The sequence below is a fragment of the Allorhizobium borbori genome (genome assembly GCF_014196535.1).
Taxonomy (GTDB): Bacteria; Pseudomonadota; Alphaproteobacteria; order Rhizobiales; family Rhizobiaceae; genus Ectorhizobium; species Ectorhizobium borbori.
The window spans coordinates 103,078-120,674 of record NZ_JACIDU010000013.1; the positions used below are offsets into that span (position 1 = coordinate 103,078).

12 protein-coding genes and 1 tRNA gene are annotated in these 17,597 nt (G+C 62.8%); 9 read left to right on the forward strand and 4 right to left on the reverse strand.

Annotated elements, in window-relative coordinates:
- Positions 1-32 precede the first annotated feature (32 nt).
- The 5 genes from GGQ66_RS15915 to bcsN all read left to right on the forward strand — a co-directional run bounded on the left by GGQ66_RS15915 (position 33) and on the right by bcsN (position 8,312).
- Positions 33-109, forward strand: a tRNA-His gene (locus GGQ66_RS15915).
- A 332-nt stretch (positions 110-441) separates the two neighbouring features.
- Complete coding sequence (gene bcsA, locus GGQ66_RS15920; RefSeq protein ID WP_183793722.1) at positions 442-2,700, forward strand: UDP-forming cellulose synthase catalytic subunit; 2,259 nt, start codon at positions 442-444, stop codon at positions 2,698-2,700.
- Positions 2,693-5,047 (forward strand): cellulose biosynthesis cyclic di-GMP-binding regulatory protein BcsB, encoded by a 2,355-nt coding sequence (locus tag GGQ66_RS15925; protein ID WP_183793723.1) that lies wholly within the window; start codon positions 2,693-2,695, stop codon positions 5,045-5,047. The genes bcsA and GGQ66_RS15925 overlap by 8 nt, the downstream gene beginning before the upstream one ends.
- On the forward strand, positions 5,044-7,215 hold the full coding sequence (locus GGQ66_RS15930; protein ID WP_183793724.1) for a tetratricopeptide repeat protein: 2,172 nt from the start codon (positions 5,044-5,046) through the stop codon (positions 7,213-7,215). The genes GGQ66_RS15925 and GGQ66_RS15930 overlap by 4 nt, the downstream gene beginning before the upstream one ends.
- Before the next feature lie 47 nt (positions 7,216-7,262).
- Complete coding sequence (bcsN, locus tag GGQ66_RS15935) at positions 7,263-8,312, forward strand: cellulose biosynthesis protein BcsN (protein ID WP_183793725.1); 1,050 nt, start codon at positions 7,263-7,265, stop codon at positions 8,310-8,312.
- 3 nt (positions 8,313-8,315) lie between these two features.
- On the opposite strand, the gene GGQ66_RS15940 is transcribed toward bcsN, so the two are convergent.
- Positions 8,316-9,197 carry a LysR family transcriptional regulator gene (locus tag GGQ66_RS15940; RefSeq protein ID WP_183793726.1) on the reverse strand — a complete coding sequence of 294 codons (882 nt, stop codon included), beginning with the start codon at positions 9,195-9,197 and terminating at the stop codon, positions 8,316-8,318.
- 119 nt (positions 9,198-9,316) lie between these two features.
- On the opposite strand from GGQ66_RS15940, the gene GGQ66_RS15945 reads away from it, so the two are divergent.
- The 4 genes from GGQ66_RS15945 to GGQ66_RS15960 all read left to right on the forward strand — a co-directional run bounded on the left by GGQ66_RS15945 (position 9,317) and on the right by GGQ66_RS15960 (position 13,130).
- On the forward strand, positions 9,317-10,813 hold the full coding sequence (locus GGQ66_RS15945) for a CoA-acylating methylmalonate-semialdehyde dehydrogenase (protein WP_183793727.1): 1,497 nt from the start codon (positions 9,317-9,319) through the stop codon (positions 10,811-10,813).
- A 219-nt stretch (positions 10,814-11,032) separates the two neighbouring features.
- A complete protein-coding gene (gene rirA, locus GGQ66_RS15950; protein WP_183793728.1) occupies positions 11,033-11,494 on the forward strand; it encodes an iron-responsive transcriptional regulator RirA in 462 nt (153 codons plus the stop codon).
- Between the two features lie 80 nt (positions 11,495-11,574).
- The gene (locus GGQ66_RS15955) at positions 11,575-12,624 is read left to right on the forward strand and encodes an AbrB family transcriptional regulator (RefSeq protein WP_183793729.1); all 1,050 of its coding nucleotides are present in this window, start codon (positions 11,575-11,577) and stop codon (positions 12,622-12,624) included.
- A complete protein-coding gene (locus GGQ66_RS15960) occupies positions 12,621-13,130 on the forward strand; it encodes a gluconokinase (protein WP_183793730.1) in 510 nt (169 codons plus the stop codon). The genes GGQ66_RS15955 and GGQ66_RS15960 overlap by 4 nt, the downstream gene beginning before the upstream one ends.
- Before the next feature lie 89 nt (positions 13,131-13,219).
- Here GGQ66_RS15960 and GGQ66_RS15965 read toward each other — a convergent pair whose 3' ends face one another.
- The 3 genes from GGQ66_RS15965 to GGQ66_RS15975 all read right to left on the reverse strand — a co-directional run bounded on the left by GGQ66_RS15965 (position 13,220) and on the right by GGQ66_RS15975 (position 17,529).
- A complete protein-coding gene (locus tag GGQ66_RS15965; protein ID WP_183793731.1) occupies positions 13,220-14,524 on the reverse strand; it encodes an NAD(P)/FAD-dependent oxidoreductase in 1,305 nt (434 codons plus the stop codon).
- A gap of 3 nt (positions 14,525-14,527) precedes the next feature.
- Entirely contained in the window at positions 14,528-15,886 is a 1,359-nt protein-coding gene (locus GGQ66_RS15970) for a glutamine synthetase family protein (protein WP_183793732.1), read from the reverse strand.
- Between the two features lie 389 nt (positions 15,887-16,275).
- Complete coding sequence (locus GGQ66_RS15975) at positions 16,276-17,529, reverse strand: NAD(P)/FAD-dependent oxidoreductase (protein ID WP_183793733.1); 1,254 nt, start codon at positions 17,527-17,529, stop codon at positions 16,276-16,278.
- Positions 17,530-17,597: the final 68 nt, after the last annotated feature.

Consider the following 17,597-nt stretch of genomic DNA (forward strand, 5'->3'; position numbering starts at 1 on the left):
GACGGCCCGTAACGCGGTTTTGGCGTTAATGTGCGGTTGTAGCTCAGTTGGTTAGAGCGCAGGTTTGTGGCACCTGAGGTCGGAGGTTCGAGACCCCCCAACCGTACCATTATTCTCTCTTTCATAAAGATGTGCGGTACAGGGTCTTTACCCCTGGCCTGTGTTCGCGCTGTCCTGAATGCGCTTTTCCCTCAATGGCTTCCCCTAAGCCTTCCATCGGCTTTGCGGCTGTGACGGAGCCCGTTTGAAGGCGGGTGGCCGACCTCATGGTTAAATATCGTCGATACGGTTTAACCGGCCATTCACCACGCCTGCGTGGTTCCGGGGCAGGCGATGCAATCTTAGCGATTCATTGACTCTTTGATCCCTAATTCTTGTGCGTTCCGATGGTGGAATGGCGCTCGATGCAGAGCGTTCCGTACAAAATGGGGAATGAGGCACATGAAGTGCGCTAAGTGGCCGGCAATTACTGCCGGTGTGACAGGCCTGTTCATGCTGTGGCTACCGCTCAGCTTGCAGGCCCAGCTTGTAATGAGCTTTGCAGTTCTTGGCTTCATGTTCATCGCCATGAGCCGCCCGGACAACACGTCGTTCCGTCTGGCGACGTTCGTATTCGCTGGCATCCTTGCGATGCGCTACGCCTACTGGCGTACCACCGAGACGCTGCCCAGCATCGATGAACCGCTCAATTTCATTCCCGGCATCGTGCTTTACGTCGCGGAAATGTACTGCCTGCTGATGCTGGCTGTCAGCTTCTTCATGCTGGCCGATCCGCTGCGCCGCACCGCGCCGAAGCTTTCCGGTCGCGACGACCTGCCGAGCGTCGACGTCTTCATCCCGACCTATAATGAAGAGCCGGAACTGCTTGCTGCAACGCTTGCCGCCGCCAAGTCGATGATCTACCCGACCGACAAGTTGACCGTCTATCTGCTGGACGATGGCGGCACCGAGGCCAAGCGCAATCAGGCCGACCCTGAGAAGGCGCTCGAAGCCCTGCGCCGTCACGACCAGCTCAAGGCGCTGTGCGAGGCGATGGGGGCGATCTACTCCACCCGCGCGAAGAACGAGCACGCCAAGGCCGGCAATCTCAATGAAGGACTGAAGGTCTCGAAGGGCGATCTCGTCGTTGTGTTCGATGCCGACCACGCGCCGGTCCGCACCTTTTTGCAGGAAACTGTCGGCTACTTCATGGAAGACGAAAAGCTCTTCCTGGCCCAGTCGCCCCACAACTTCCTGAACCCGGACCCGCTGGAAAAGAACCTGCGCACCTATGCCCGCATGCCCTCGGAGAACGAAATGTTCTACTCGATCATGCAGCGCGGTCTCGACAAGTGGAATGCGTCCTTCTTCTGCGGTTCGGCTGCCGTTCTGCGCCGCTCGGCGCTGGAGACCACCAACGGCTTTGCCGGTGAATCCATTACCGAAGACTGCGAAACCGCGCTCGCGCTCCACTGCAACGGCTGGCATTCCATCTATATCGACAAGCCGCTGATCTCGGGCCTGCAGCCGGAAACGCTGGTGTCCTTCATCGGTCAGCGCATTCGCTGGTGTCAGGGCATGTTGCAGATCCTGCTGCTCAAGCGTCCGTTCATGGCCCATGGCCTGACGGTGCCGCAGCGCTTCGCCTATGCCGGCATCAACCTATTCTGGCTGTTTCCGCTGTCGCGCCTCACCTTCATGTTCGCGCCGCTGCTCTATATCTTCTTCTCGCTGGAGATCTACGAGTCGAACATCTACGAATTCGCCTCCTACGCCGTCACCTACATGGTCGCGTCCATGGCGATGCAAAGCTACCTCTTCGGTCGCGTCCGCTGGCCGTGGGTGTCGGAACTCTACGAATATGTGCAGTCGGTCATGCTGGCCGGCGCCATCGTCAGCGTCGTGCGCAATCCGCGCAAGCCGACCTTCAACGTTACGGCCAAGGGCCAGACGCTGGACAAGAGCGGCCTGTCGCCGATTGCCGGTCCCTATATCGCGATCTTCCTCGTGCTTCTGGCCGGCGCTGTCTACTCCGTCTGGCGCTACATGACGGAACCGTTGGCCGGCGATCTGCTGATGATCGTGGCTGGCTGGAACGTCATCAATCTCGGCCTCGCCGGCGCCGCCCTCGGTGTCGTTGCCGAACGCCGCGAACTGCGTCGCAACCAGCGTCTCAAGATCAAGCGCCGGGCGCTGCTGCACAGGGATGGCACGGTCTACACCGCCATCATCGAGGATGTGTCCAACGGTGGCATTGCCCTGCGCTTCGATGGCCAGCAGCTTCCCGTCAATCTCAACGAGGAAACGAAGGCCACTGTCGAACTGCGCCGGAACGGTCGCGCTCTGACCTTCGATGTCGTCGCCCGGTCGCGCCGCCATCTGGAGCAGGGGGAAGTCTTCGGCTTTGCCTACGAGGAACGCACGCCGGAGGTCTTCATGGCCATCGCCGATCTGATGTACTCGGAACAGGCCGTCCTGCAGGAACGCATGACCCGCCGCCAGGTGCCGATCGGCTTCTTCAAGGGTACGGCTCGTTTTGCGCTGTGGTCCTTCACCGAAACGCTGCGCTGCACGCGCTATGCGCTCGGCCTCATCCATGAACAGCCGGTCGTTTCCCGCCCTGATGCTCCGATCACCATCCGAGAAAAAGCCGGCACCTCCATCGTCACAGAGTTTCCGGACGCGCATCCGATGTTCAGGGAGGGCCAGATCTATGGCTGATATCAAACGCATGTCGCTTGCTGCGGCGGTGTTTGCCGCCTCCACAGCGCTCGCAGGTCCGGCAGCAATCGCCGCCGATCTCAAGCTCTTTGCCACAGCCGATGTACCCGCATCCCGGCAGCAGCCCGTGACGAGCATCCTGCCACTGCTGCAGCCCTTTCCGGGCGAGCCGCGTGCCGCCAATACCCGCACGACGCTTGTTCCCTTCGAACAGGCAACGAGCGCCATGCGGCTTGCGGGCGAGGATGACAGTGCGGTTCTCACCTTCAGCCTGACGGGCGCCCAGCGCGCGGCGGGCGGGCAGTTGCAGCTCAGCTATCGCAACGCGGTTTCCGTTCTGCCGGAAAGCGGTGTGGTCGATGTGGAGGTCAACGGCAAGGCTCTTGGCTCCTTCGCCATCCGCTCCCCGAACGGCTTCGCGCCGGAAACGGTGGCGGTTTCCGCCGACCTTCTGCGTGAAGGCCGCAACGAGGCGCGCATCCGCGTTCGCCAGCATCATCGCGTCGATTGCTCGCTGGAGGCGTCCTACGAACTGTGGACCGAATTCGACCCGGTGACGAGCGGCTTCATCGCCCAGACGGCTGGCGGCTTCCGCACAGTGGCGGATCTCCTGTCCGTCGGGCGTTCTGAAGGCGGCGTGACCGATATCCGCCTCGTCATGGGGGACAAGGCAACGGCTTTGGCCGCCAATGAAAGCCTGGCGCTCATCCAGTCGCTGGCGCTTTATCTCAACCGTCCCGACATCGCGGTCTCCGTCGGCTCCGAACCGGGGCAGGGAGCGGGCATCGACATCTATGTCGGATCGCCGGAAACCTATCGGGCCTCACCCGCGATCGCGGCGATGCTCGACAATGCCCCGGACGGGCTTTCGGTGCGCGATGCTGCCGCTGGCCGCGCGGCACTTCTGCTTGTCGGCACGGGTCGGGAAGATATCGAGGCCAAGCTGGTCGATGCCGTCAGCGGACCGATGCGCGCAGGCTTCGACAGCGGTGTGCATGCGGCAAGCTTCCGCCGGCTCGTGGCCGAACCCTCCAGCCGCTATACGCTGAAGGACACGGGCTATCGCACCCAGCCCTTCGCCGGTCGTCTGTCCAACCTGCATTTCGACATCGAAATGCCGGCGGATTTCTATCCGGCGGAATATGGCGCCATTGATTTCGCTCTCAAGGGGGCAACCGCACCGGGCCTCAAGCCGGGCGCGCAGCTTCTGGTCAGGGTCAATGGCAACGCCGTGCGCTCCTATCCGTTCCGCGATGCACGCGGCGAGGAGTTTAATGGCAAGCGGCTGGAACTGCCGCTGCGGGCCTTCCATCCGGGCGTGAACCGGGTTGAAATCATCGCCGAGTTGCCGGTCGAAAGCGATGCGGCCTGCGCGCCGCAGGCCCGTGACGACAGCCGTCCGCGTTTCATCCTGCTGGATGAATCCGAACTGCACGTTCCGGCTCTTGCCCGCATCGGTCGCCTGCCGGATCTGGCCGCCTTCTCCGGCTCGGCCTATCCCTTCACGGCTGGCAAGCCGTTCGACATTTTCCTCGACAATTCCGATCCCCGCACACTGGGGGCCGCGATGACCATGATGGCGCGGCTCAGCCAGTCGGCCCGCGCGCCGCTTTCGGGCGAGATCACCTTCTCGCAGCCGGAAGAAGGGCGTCACCGCGATGCGCTGGTCATTTCCTCCGGCCTGTCGCTGGCGGCGCTTGCTCCGGCCAAGGGCGCGCGTGTGGCAATGGCGCAGTCGGGTCCCGGCGGGCTCGATCCTGTCACGACCGCTTCGGTGGCGGATGTCGCGCTGGCAACGGCCACGGCAGCAGGCGATTCCCGCTCGCTGCTCGAGGCCTTTCACTCATCGACCGCGCTGGAACGTGAAAACCTGTCCATCACGGACAAGCTTTCGGACTGGGCCCGTCGGGCAGCGGGCCGCTTCGGTCAATGGCTGCATTATGGCAATGGCACCCACTCCGCCGACGATACGAGCGGCGCCCTGGCCACGCTGACCCAGAGCCGTTCGCCGCTTGGCTCGGCCACCTGGACGGTGGTCAAGGCCGCCAATCCGGCGGATCTGGAAAAGGGCGTTGTCCGTCTCACGGCGCCCGCTGCCTGGCAGGCGCTGGAAGGTGGCACAGCCACCATTGGCGCCGAAAACCTCGAACTGGTCACCCATGCCGCCGGCGCGCGGTATGTCTATGACCTGTCCGACATGGGCTTCCTGAACCTGCGTCGCATCGTTGCGGCGTGGTTCTCCGATAATTTCCAGTTCTACATCGTGCTGCTGATCGGGCTGATGACCGGGGTCGCGCTCTGGCTGGGCCGCATCGTGCCGCGGATGGGCGTGAGGACAGAAAAATGAAGAAGACGACCATTTTCAAAGTTCTTGCCGCTTCGTCGCTGCTCATTCCTTTCGCCATCGATCCTGCCGTCGCGCAGGATAGCGTCAAGCTTCTGACCAACTCGGCCATGACGCTGCGCGCCGTCGATACCATGTTCGACAATGGTCGCGATGGCGGTGTGCTCTGGGCGCAGCCGGTTTCGACCGCCATGCCGGATGCGGACAAGCTGATCACGGCCAGCACACCCGTTGCCCAGCCCGATGAGGTCGATCTGGCGGCGCTTTATTACTACGCGGAGCAGAAGCAGCGCGACCGCGTGGAAAAGGAAGCGGCGCGACTGAAGCAGAAATATCCCGACTTTCAGCTTCCCGCCGATCTCTATGCCGATCCCACGGTCCGCAATGTCGATGAGGCCCCGCTCTGGGCGCTTTACGACAAGGACGATTTCGAAGGTATCGATCGCGAAATCCAGCGCATGTCGCGGGTTTTCGCCGGCTGGCAGCCCTCGGCCAATTTCCGCGATACCATGACCCGCCGCAAGCAGCGCGTCGCCATGACCAGCGCCTATGAGCGCAAGGACTGGGCGGCGGTCATCGACGCCGGCAACAGCCTTGATCCTGCCCGCGAAACCGAAGCCGATCTCATGTGGATGATGATTGATGCCTATCGCGAGACCGGTATCTCCGACGGTCTGCTGACGCTCTATCGCGGCATCCTGACCCGCGAGGGCGACCAGCGGCTGCCCGACGATATTCTCGTCGCCACCCTGCAGAAAGCGACCCGTGACTTCAGCGCCGATGAAATCCGCGCCGCCGTCACCCGCATCGGCACGACGCCTGCCATGATGGCGAAGCTTCAGCCGGTGGCGCTCGGTCTGCTGCGCAGGGAGGTTGGCGACTTCAATGCCGACAAGACCCGCCAGGACCCTCTGCCGGAAGCCGACATCATGAAGATGCGCGCAGTGGCCGATGGCCAGAAGTCGCCTGCCGACCTGTCGCTGCTTGGCTGGTATTACCTCAAGCTCAAGCAACCGGTGGAAAGCGCGCGCTGGTTCAAGCAGGCGCTCAACGCCGAAGCCAATGCCGACAATGCCAAGGGTCTTTACCTCAGTCTCGCCGAGCAGAAGCTGGACGAGGAAGCCTATGCGGTAGCGGCTGAGCATATCAAGGACCTGTCGTCCGATCCGGAATTCCTGATGAACGCGCTGTCGCTGCGTTTCTCGCGTCCCGAGATCGGCAAGATCGATGCCGACGTGGTGGCAAGCTACAGCGCCACGATCACCGAAATGAAGTCGGCGCCCCATTCCGAAATTCTCGGCTGGTACGCCTACAATTCGCGCCAGTTCGAGGCCGCCGAAGCCTGGTTCCAGAAGGCGATGGAATGGGAACAGGCGCCTGCGCGCCTCAAGGGTCTGGTCCTCGCCAAGACCCAGCTTGGCAAGAAGGCGGAAGTGGCGGTCCTGCGCCAGGAATTCGAACCGCTCTGGCCCGAAATATGGGAAGATATAAAAGTGGCCGAGACGCCGAAAGCGCGTCCGGCGGCCATCGTGACCAAACCGGCGGTTACGATGGCAGCGGCTCCCGCCCCGGTGCGGGCCGACAGAACGACCGGTGGAGAAAATCAGACCAGCTACTATGCGGCTTTCAAGGCCAAGCGCTATCAGGCCTGCGTGCAGGATCTGCAAAGCCTTGAGGCCCGCCAGCCGCTGAACAACGAGGCATCGCTGGTCAAGGGTTGGTGCATGCTCGGGCTCGACCGTCTGGCCGAGGCACGCGATGCCTTCGCCCGCGGTCTGCGCGGTGGCGGCGAGGTGCGTCACGATGCGGCCTATGGCATGGCGCTGACGCTTCTGCGCGGCAAGCTGACGGACGATGCGGAATCCATCGTTTCACTCTATCCGCTGAGTGCGACCCGCGACCGGGAAGTGCGGGCGGAAATCTACTTCCAGCGTGCCCGTTCGGCCTTCGACCACAAGCTCTACCAGCGCACGCTGGATGCCCTCAATGCCCGCCTGAAGGTGGCCGCCGAACCGGCGGACCTCTCGATGCTGCGCGGCTGGGCGCACTACCACCTCGGCCATACCGGGGAAGCTCGTGCGATCTTCACGCGGCTTTCCCAATACATCGGCAACCCGGCAGCACGCCAGGCGATGGAAACGACGGCGCTGGGCAACGATCTCGGACGCTGAAATAAAAATGAAAACAAGAATAAATGAACAGAACAGGGGCAAAATCAATGCGTTGGGCAATCACCACGGCCATGATGGCCACACTTGCCGGATGTGCGTCGGTTGAAGATCCGTTTCTCACCGGATCGGTATCGGGGGGGATCAGTCCGTCCGCCCCGGCGCTGACGCAGGAAGTCTCGTCCTCCTATGCGCTGGCCGGGCTTGCCCCGGCGGTGGGCGCTCCGCGTTCGGTGCGCCAGACAGCGCCTGGCGGCGAGAACACGATCCGTCAGGTTATCGTCTACGCAAACACCACAAAGCTCGCCGGCGAGAATGTCATCGTGGTCGAGGGTGGCAAGGGCGTGGACGGTCGCTATCGCCGCGCGCCCAGCCGCAACCAGTTGGTCGCCGAAATGAACCGGGCGCTTCCGGGTGTGCCGATGCGGATTTCGCCTGTTATCGGCGAGAACCCCTATGGCGTTTATGGCTACGCTACCGGCCCTTACAATGGCGGCGCCTGCATCTATGGCTGGCAGGCCGCCAACACCAGCGGCACGGGCTACACCGCCGGGCGTCTGCTGGGTGGAGCCTATCCGGCACAGGTGCGACTGCGCTTTTGCGATGCGCGCATTTCCGAAGAGCGCATTCCGCTCCTCATGCAGAGCCTGTCGCTGAAGCCGGTGACCAATGACACCATCGCCATGCTGCGCAATCTCCGCGGTTCGACGATTGCCAACGGGTCGCCGCTTTATGGCAATGACATGTTGTTCGATGTACCGGCCGAGCGCAGCCTGTCTGCGGCCTATGCGCCGCCCGTTGCCGAGCCACGCAGGGTTCAGGTGGAGCAGCCGGCACCGCGTCCGGTCGCTCCGCGCAGGGCCGTTACCGTGGCGGAGCCGCCGGTGCTGCGCGCACAGGCCCCGCTTCAGCCCGAAAAGCCTGCTCCTGTCATTCTCAATGCGGCAAAGGTGCCGTTGCCGGGCGAGCAGGTGGCCGCAACGGAAACGGCCTCGGCCACGCAGTCGACGGAAACCATGGCCGCCCTGAAGCAGAAGGCGGCGGATGCCTGGACCGCGGCGCGCAACCGCATTTCCGGCCCGGATGAACAGACCCGGTAAGGCTTAAAGGAAGATCTTCCGCTCGGCCGTCACCAGTTCCTGGATGAAAGCCGCCACGGCGCGCACGCGGGCAAGCTCGCGGGCGCTTTCGTGGTAGGTGATCCAGTAGGCCCGCTGGATGGCGACCTCCGGCAGAAGGCGTGTCAGGGCCGGCACGTGGCGGGCGATGTAATTGTGCAGGATGCCGATGCCGGCGCCCGAAAGCACCGCCTCGAACTGGCCGGTGGCGGAGGAGATTTCGAGCGCCGCATCCCAGTTGCGCATGATCTCCCCGGTAAAATCCAGCGAGGCGGAATAGAGCAGGTCCTCCACATAGCCGATGCGGCGATGATCCCGTAGCGCCTCGACGCTGTCCGGCCGCTCCCGCCCGTCGAGATAGCGTTTGGCGGCATAAAGCCCGAGCGAATAATCCGTGAGCTTTGAGGAAACGAGCCGCCCTTGATCGGGCCGGTCGATGGTGATCGCTATATCGGCTTCGCGCCGCGACAGCGAGAAGGAGCGCGGCACCGGCACGAGTTGCAGCTTCAGTTCCGGGTGGCGTTCGGAGAGCTTGCCGAGGCGCGGCGCCAGAAACGACACGCCGAACCCGTCCGGCGCGCCGATGCGGACGGTGCCGGAAATGGCGGCGTCCGTGCGCCCGAGGCTCGCCTGCGCTGCCAGCATTTCCGTTTCCATGCGCTCGGCGGCGGCCAGAAACCGTTCGCCTTCCTCGGTCATCTCGCAGCCCTGCGGCCGGCGTACGAAAAGCCGGGTGCCGAGCGCGGCTTCCAGTGCCGAAACCCGCCGCGCCAGCGTGGCATGGTTGACACCCAGTCGCCGGGCGGCGGCCAGAAACTGGCCGCTGCGCGCCACAGCCAGAAACAGGCGAACGTCATCCCAGTTCATGGCGCCCTCAAATGTCGAAATTTACACAATGGTTGCTTATAGCAGGTCATTGATTTGGCGCAAATTGAAGTGCACCTTCCCTCCAGTTTAAAAAACACCAACGGAGAAGGTGAGGAGCCATGAGGGAAATCGGTCATTTTATCGGCGGCAAGCACGTTGCCGGCACCAGCGGTCGCTTTGCGGATGTTTACAATCCGGCAACCGGCGAAGTTGAATCGAAGGTCGCGCTGGCGTCTGACGCAGAACTGCGCGCTGCCGTCGAAAACGCCAAGGCGGCCCAGCCGGCCTGGGCAGCCATGAACCCGCAGCGCCGCGCCCGCGTGTTCTTCAAGTTCGTCGCCCTGCTTAACGAACGTATGGACGAACTGGCCAACGTCCTGTCGCGCGAACACGGCAAAACGGTCGAAGACTCCAAGGGCGACATCATTCGCGGCCTCGAAGTCTGCGAATTCGTCTGCGGCATTCCCCATCTCCAGAAGGGCGAATTCACCGAAGGCGCAGGCCCGGCCATTGATATGTATTCCATGCGCCAGCCGATTGGCGTCGGCGCGGGCATCACGCCCTTCAACTTCCCCGGCATGATCCCGATGTGGATGTTCGCCCCGGCCATTGCCTGCGGTAACGCCTTCATCCTCAAACCCTCCGAGCGCGATCCGTCCCTGCCGCTTCTGCTGGCCGAAATGATGATCGAGGCCGGCCTGCCGGCAGGCATCCTCAACGTCGTCAACGGCGACAAGAGCGCGGTCGACGCCATTCTGACCGATCCGGATATCGGCGCTGTCTCCTTCGTCGGCTCGACGCCGATCGCCCGTTACGTCTATGGCACGGCTGCCATGAACGGCAAGCGCGCCCAGTGCTTCGGCGGCGCGAAGAACCACATGATCATCATGCCCGATGCCGATCTCGATCAGGCTGCCAACGCCCTCATCGGTGCCGGTTACGGTTCGGCTGGCGAGCGCTGCATGGCGATTTCGGTGGCCGTTCCGGTCGGTGAGGAAACCGCCAACCGCCTCGTTGAAAAGCTCATCCCGAAGGTCGAGGCCCTGCGCATCGGTCCCTATAACGACGAGAAGGCCGATCTCGGCCCGGTCGTGACCAAGGAAGCCAAGGCCCGCATCGAGGCTCTGGTGGAATCGGGCGTTGCCCAGGGCGCGACGCTTGCGGTCGATGGCCGCGGCTTCAAGCTTCAGGGTTATGAAGACGGCTTCTTCGTCGGCGGTTCGCTGTTTGACCATGTGACCCCGGACATGGACATCTACAAGACCGAAATCTTCGGGCCGGTGCTCTCGGTCGTGCGTGCCAAGAACTATGAAGAAGCGCTCTCCCTGCCGATGAAGCATGAATACGGCAACGGCGTCGCCATCTTCACCCGCGACGGCGATGCCGCCCGCGACTTCGCCGCCCGCATCAACATCGGCATGATCGGCATCAACGTTCCGATCCCGGTTCCGCTCGCCTACCATTCCTTCGGCGGCTGGAAGGCCTCCTCCTTCGGTGACCTGAACCAGCACGGCGCGGACTCCATCAAGTTCTGGACCCGCACCAAGACGATCACGGCTCGCTGGCCCTCGGGTATCAAGGATGGTGCTGAATTCTCCATCCCGGTCATGAAATAAACGTCATCCGCGTGGATAAAGGCGGAAAGGGCCGGGCGACCGGCCCTTTTCCTATGCGCCGTTTGCCGATTATGGTGGTCGGGGGAAGATGGTGCGGGGCTTCGATTAGCCCAGCCGCGACAATGCGCCCGTGCATTATGGCGCTTTTTTGTATTTTGGAATTGTTCCAAACAAGGGAAGCGACTATATATTGCCCAACCGTTGAAAAGGGAGTGCGCAATGCGCCTGACGAAGCAGACGAATTATGCCGTTCGCATGTTGATGTACTGCGCCGCCAATGATGGCCAGCTCAGCCGTATTCCGGAGATCGCCAAGGCGTACGGTGTCTCCGAACTCTTCCTGTTCAAAATTCTCCAGCCCTTGAACAAGGCCGGTCTGGTGGAAACCGTTCGCGGGCGTAACGGCGGTGTGAAGCTTGGTCGTCCCGCCGACAAGATCACCCTGTTCGATGTGGTGCGCGTGACCGAAGACAGCTTCGCCATGGCGGAATGCTTCGATGACGACGGCGATGTCGATTGTCCGCTCATCGATAGCTGCGGCCTGAATTCCGCGCTGCGCAAGGCGCTCGGCGCTTTCTTCGATGTGCTGGCCGGCTACACGATCGACGATCTGGTCAAGGCCCGTCCGCATATCGGCACGCTGCTCGGCCTGCCGGAACAGGTTGTACAGCCGGCGGCCTGACGGTCGCAGACTTGACCTTAGTCTAATATCGCGGATACATCGTCAGGCCGGTCCCGTTACGGGGCCGGCCTTTGACATGGATGGCATTCGTGAATCGTGCGGAGTTTCGCGCCGTTGCCCTGACGGTGCTGTTTGGTGCGCTGGGCGCGTCAGGTGCCTGGTATCTGGGTGCGCCGGCGCCCTTTCTGATCGGTCCTGCCGTTGTGGTGATGGTCGCCGGTCTGGCCGGCGCGAAGCTCACGGTTCCGCACAAACTGCGCAATGCCTGCTTCCTTCTCATCGGCATTTCCATGGGCGCCTCCGTCACGCCGGAGGTTATCGTTGCCGCCAAGCGCTGGCCGCTCAGCTTTGTCATGGTCATCGTCATGGTCACGGTGCTGCTCTATGTCGCCGCGTGGATCCTCCAGCATCTCTTCCGCATCGACCGCAAGACGGCGCTGCTCGCCTCTTCACCCGGCCATCTCAGCTTCGTCATAGGCCTCAGTGCGGATAGCAAGGCCGATGTGCCGATGATCGCGGTGATCCAGAGCGTGCGGGTCATGGCGTTGACGCTTGCCGTGCCGCCGATCCTTTCGGCGCTCGGCATGGCAACGCCCGGTTCCTCCGGTCCGCAGGTAGCAATGGAACTGCCGGTTCTGGCTATCGTCACAGCGGTTGCCGTCGGGCTCGGCCTGCTCTTCACCCGTTGGCATTTTCCCGCCGCGCTTCTGCTCGGCGGGGTTGCGGCCTCGGCCATTCCTCATGTCAGCGGCTTCATTTCGGGGCAGGTACCGGTCTGGATCATGAACCCGGTCTACATCATCATCGGCGCGCTGATCGGCACCCGCTTTTCCGGCGTCTCGATTGCCGCGATGCGCACCGCCTTCATTGCCGGCGCAGTGACGACGGTGGTGGTGACGATCATGGCGGCGGCCTGCGCCGCCTTCGTTTCGTGGGTCACGGGCGTTCCCTTCAATGCCGCGCTCATCGCCTTTGCACCGGGCGGGCTGGAAACCATGGCCGCGATGGCCGTGATGATGCATGTCGACACCACCTATGTCGGGTCGCACCACGTCATCCGGTTGATCTTTCTGTCATTCCTGATGCCCTGGGTAATGGGCCGGGTGAAACGCGAGGAGAAAAACGGATGATGCCGGGTGTCGTGATCGTCATGGGGGTCAGCGGCTGTGGAAAGTCCTCTGTTGCAGCCCGTATTGCCGTGGAACTGGACTACACGATGATCGAGGGGGATGCGCTGCACCCGTCCGAAAACATTGCCCGCATGAGCGCCGGTCTGCCGTTGCGGGACGAAGACCGCATGCCCTGGCTCGACCTGATCGGTTCGGCCATCCGCGCGGCCCGCGCCAAGGGGCAGGGCGTCGTCGTCACCTGCTCGTCGCTCCGGCGTCTCTATCGCGACCGCCTGCGCGCCGGTGCGGGTGAACCGCTCGCCTTCGTGTGGCTGGATGGCAGCCGCGAACTGATTGGTGGACGCATGGCAGCGCGACAGGGCCATTTCATGCCGACCACCCTGCTCGACAGTCAGTTCGCGACGCTGGAGCCGCCACTCGGCGAACCCGATTGCATTCGCGTCGACATAGACCAGACCACGGATGCGGTTGTGGCCTATGCCGTCAGGGCGCTGCGGGCTGTTTGACGAGGAATACGGTTCGGATCGATCCTTCTCCCCATCGGGGAGAAGGTGCCGGCAGGCGGATGAGGGCGCGCAAGCGCTGGAGAGCTTTTTTAAACCCCCAACCGGTCGCGCAGCCCGTACCACCAAGCGCCGAGCATGGTGAGCGGAACCCGGAACGTCTTGCCGCCGGGGAATGGCAGGTTGGGCAGTGAAGCCCAGACATCGAACCGTTCCGCCTGACCGGAAACGGCTTCGCCCAGAATCTTGCCCAGAAGTTGCGTCGTCGTCACGCCATGGCCGCTGTCGCCATGCGAGAAATAGACGGTGGGCGAAAGTCTGCCGATATGCGGTATGCGGGTCAGCGTCAGCGCGAAGTTGCCGCTCCACGCGAAGTCGATCTTGACGCCGGCAAGCTGCGGGAAGGTTTTTACGAGGTTCGGCTGGATGTAGGCGACGATATCCTTGGGGTCGCGCCCGCCGTAATTGATGCCGCCGCCATAAAGCAGGCGGTTGTCGGCGGTGCGACGATAATAATCGAGCACGTAATTGGCGTCCTCGACGCAGTAATCTGCGGGAAGCAGGCTCTCAAGCAGCCTTGCGTCGAGCGGTTCGGTGGTCAGAACCTGGCTCGAGACCGGCATCATGCGGCTCGAAACCTCTGGCAGCGTCTCGCCGAGATAGGCATTGCCGCAGACCAGCACATATTTCGCCTTCACCGAACCCTTTGCCGTTTGCACGGAGGGCGAAGCCCCGGTGTCGATCTTCAACACCCGCGAGTTCTCGAAAATCCGCCCGCCCAGCCGCTCGATCACGGCGGCTTCGCCGAGCGCGTAGTTCAGCGGGTGGAAGTGGCCGCCTAACGTATCGATCATGCCACCGACGTAGCGGTCGGACCTGGCGTAGCGGTGGACCTCGGCCTTCGACACCATTTGCAGGCCGGTATGGCCGTGCTTTTCCCAGGTGGCCTTGTGGGCCTCCATCTCGCGGATCTGCTTTTCGGTGAAGGCGGCAAAGAAGCCGCCTTGCCGCAGGTCGCAGGCGATATCGTACTTCGCCACCCGCTCACGAATGATATGGCCGCCTTCCAGCGACATGGCGCCGAGCTTTGCGGCTTTGTCCGGTCCATAGCGACGGGCAATCGTGCCGATGTCGCGGCTGTAGCCATTGACGATCTGGCCGCCATTGCGACCGGACGCGCCGAAGCCGATGCGCTCGCCTTCCAGCACGATGACGGAATAACCCTTCTCGATCAGTGTCAGCGCGGCGGAAAGGCCGGAAAAGCCGGCGCCGACGACGCAGATGTCGGCTTCGAGCGTGCCTTCCAGCGTCGGACGGATGGTCTTGTCATTGGCCGACCAGGCATACCAGGAGGCGGTGTGGCCGGGATTGTTGGGGGAGGTGATCTGTGCGGTCATGGGTTACACCGTTCGAATGTAGGCGTCGTATTCGACGTCGGTTACGCGCAGCGAAAATTCAGCGATTTCCTGATCCTTGCAGGCCGTGTAGAGCGAGCGATATTGCGGCCCGAGCGCTGCATAGGCGAAGCTGGAGCGGGCGAAATTATGCACCGCCTGAGCCCAGTTTGTCGGCAATGCCTCATGGGTCGCGCCGTGATCGTCGCCGCTGATGGCGCCGCCGGGGCGGATCTTTTCCTTCATGCCGGCAAGGGCTGCGGAGAGGATCATTGCCAGCACCAGATAGGGGTTGGTGTCGGCGCCGGCCACGCGGTGCTCGATACGGGTCGCGGGCCTTGAGGCCGTGATGACGCGCACGGCGGCGGAGCGGTTGTCGAAGCCCCACGAGGCATAGGTGGGCGCATGTTCGGACGGCCGCAGGCGGCGATAGGAATTGGCATGCGGCGCAAAGATCGCCATGCTCGCTGCCATGTTGTCCAACAGACCGCCGACAGAATGCATCAGCGCCTCGGATGGCCCGTCCTCGCCCACATAGATGTTGCGGCCCATCTCGTCGAGCATGGAGAAATGGACATGCATACCCGAACCGGCCTGCGTGCCGTAGGGCTTGGCCATGAAGGTGGCATCCAGCCCGTGGCGGCGCGCCACGCCTTTGACGATACGCTTCAAAAGAAGCGCATAATCGGCGGCGCGCAGCGGATCGGGAACGTGATTGAGATTGATTTCATACTGGCCGGGACCGTTTTCGCGCAATGTCGTGTCGGCAGCCACATCCTGCGCCCGGCAGGCGGCGGAAATATCGTGGAACACGGCCTCGAAATCCTGAAGTTCGGAAATCGAGAGAACCTGCGTCTGGCCGGTGTGCCAGCGGCCTTCACGGCTGTTGGGCGGGCGCACCGGATCGAGCGCCGAACGCACGGGGTCGATCAGGTAGAATTCCAGTTCGGTCGCGACCACCGGCGTCAGGCCCACCGCCTTGTAACGGGCCATGACCTGTTGCAGCAGATGGCGCGGATCGGCGAAATAGCCGGTGCCGTCGGTGTTTTTCATGCCAAGCAGCACCTGCGCCGTCGGCCGCTGCAGCCAGGTGACGCGCGACAGGGTTTCGATGGCCGGAAAGCAGATGCCGTCCGGGTCGCCCGTGCCTTCGGCAAGGCCGGCGGCGTTCACGTCGCGGCCCCACACGTCCAGCGCATAGACGGAGCGGGGAATGGCCATGCCCTTGGTCAAAACGTCAAAGGCGCGCTCGCGGGGTATCCACTTGCCGCGCGGCATGCCGTTCACGTCGATGACAAAGGCTTCCAGCAGTTCGATATCAGGGTTCTGGTCGAGGAATTCTTTTGCTTTTTGGGCAATATCCATTGGGCACCGGTTGTTGCATCCAATCGTTCCCCGGCGTTTCGTCCGCGCAAGGCGCAGCACGCATGAAGCCAAATGCGAAGGGCCGGCACATTGCGCCGTCTTCAGTCATTCGAATGCCATGGGGAAGGGGCGCGGACCTTTGAAGTTTGGCCGTTCAGACGCCCGGAACGATCGGAAGAGGCTTGAGAAAAAGCGTCGTCCGTTCAGGTCGTTACGCTAATCGCCTGTCTCTGCGGCGTAGGTCAGAAAGCGTGGCATGAAGCCGGTCCCCTTGTTCTTGCGGCTGCCGGATAGGCTCCGCCAGCCGTTTCGTCCGCCGTCTTTGCGGACTTGGACGCTTTCAAGTCTGCCCCATCCGGCTGCGGAAAGCAACCGCAGTGCGGCAAACCCTAAGGATTGAAGCGCTCGGCACGGAAGGCCGTGATGTCGATGACCGGCGTTTCGCCAAACATGGCTTCGGCAATGACACGGCCGGTAATCGGACCAAGCGTCAGGCCGTGATGGGCGTGGCCGAAGGCAAACCACAGGCCGGCGTGGCGCGGCGCCTTGCCGATGACCGGCAGCATGTCCGGCGTGCAGGGGCGCGATCCCATCCATGGTTCGGCGTCCAGCCGTTCGGTGAGCGGGAAGATGGAGCGGGCGATGCGTTCGGCCTTTTCAAGCTGAACCGGTGTCTTCGGCGCGGTACGAAGCGCAAACTCCGCCCCGGTCGTCAGGCGAATGCCCTTGGTCATCGGCGCAAGGAAATAACCGCGCTCGGCATCCATGGTCCAGCCGTTCAGCGTGGCATTGTCCTTGGTGCCGTAATGCATGTGGTAGCCGCGCTTGACGCCGAGCGGGAAGGAATAGCCAAGCCGCCCGGTAATGTCGTCCGACCATGGGCCGGTGGCGATCACCGCCTGCTCAGCCTCGATGATGCCGTCCTGTGTCACCACCTGCCAGCCTCTGCCGCTCGGGCCCGTCGCGAGGCTCGAGGCATCGCCGATCACGAAGCGCCCGCCGAGATGCTTGAAGTGCTCGACATAGGCGAGTGTCAGGCCGCGCGGATCGAGAACCGAGGTGGGGTCGGTCCATTTCAGGCCGCCTTTGAAGACCGGCGCCAGATGGGGTTCTTCCGCCGCCAGTTCCTCCGAAGTCAGCGTCTGGAAGCCGATGCCGAATTCGCGCGACAGCTTGTCGGCCATCCGGAAATCCTCGTCGCGACGCGCCTCGGTGCGATAGGCTTCCTTCCAGCCCTTGCGGGCAATCAGGTGTTCGGCACCGGCGGCGGCGATCAGCGTGTCATGCTCGCTGACGCTCCGTTCGATCAGTGGAGCATACGAATGGGCAATGGTCTTGTGACGCTCGGGATTGGAATTCCACCAGTATCGGGCGAGGAACGGCGCGACCGAAGGCAGGGCCGACCAGTGAAAGCGCGCGTCGATCTGGTCGTTGAATGCATAGCGGAACAGAACGTCGAGCCCCTGCGGGAAGGCATAGGGAAAGATGCCCTCGCGCTGGATGAGGCCGGCATTGCCAAAGGAGGTTTCGAGCCCCGGTTCCTTCCGGTCGACCAGCACGACGGACTTGCCGCGCATCGCGAGTTGAAGGGCCGTCGAAACGCCAATAATGCCGGCTCCAAGGACGATTGCATCCGCTGTCATAATGAAAATCCAACTGCTTTTGAAATTTTGCTTGCGACAGGATGCCTCTCGCAGGGAGGCGGCGCAAA

Coding starts and splice junctions, on each gene's coding strand:
- GGQ66_RS15975 (WP_183793733.1), bottom strand. CDS start 17,529: ATGACAGCGGATGCAATCGTCCTTGGAGCCGGCATTATTGGCGTTTCG.
- GGQ66_RS15960 (WP_183793730.1), top strand. CDS start 12,621: ATGATGCCGGGTGTCGTGATCGTCATGGGGGTCAGCGGCTGTGGAAAG.
- GGQ66_RS15970 (WP_183793732.1), bottom strand. CDS start 15,886: ATGGATATTGCCCAAAAAGCAAAAGAATTCCTCGACCAGAACCCTGAT.
- bcsA (WP_183793722.1), top strand. CDS start 442: ATGAAGTGCGCTAAGTGGCCGGCAATTACTGCCGGTGTGACAGGCCTG.
- GGQ66_RS15940 (WP_183793726.1), bottom strand. CDS start 9,197: ATGAACTGGGATGACGTTCGCCTGTTTCTGGCTGTGGCGCGCAGCGGC.
- bcsN (WP_183793725.1), top strand. CDS start 7,263: ATGCGTTGGGCAATCACCACGGCCATGATGGCCACACTTGCCGGATGT.
- GGQ66_RS15945 (WP_183793727.1), top strand. CDS start 9,317: ATGAGGGAAATCGGTCATTTTATCGGCGGCAAGCACGTTGCCGGCACC.
- GGQ66_RS15925 (WP_183793723.1), top strand. CDS start 2,693: ATGGCTGATATCAAACGCATGTCGCTTGCTGCGGCGGTGTTTGCCGCC.
- rirA (WP_183793728.1), top strand. CDS start 11,033: ATGCGCCTGACGAAGCAGACGAATTATGCCGTTCGCATGTTGATGTAC.
- GGQ66_RS15955 (WP_183793729.1), top strand. CDS start 11,575: ATGGCATTCGTGAATCGTGCGGAGTTTCGCGCCGTTGCCCTGACGGTG.
- GGQ66_RS15965 (WP_183793731.1), bottom strand. CDS start 14,524: ATGACCGCACAGATCACCTCCCCCAACAATCCCGGCCACACCGCCTCC.
- GGQ66_RS15930 (WP_183793724.1), top strand. CDS start 5,044: ATGAAGAAGACGACCATTTTCAAAGTTCTTGCCGCTTCGTCGCTGCTC.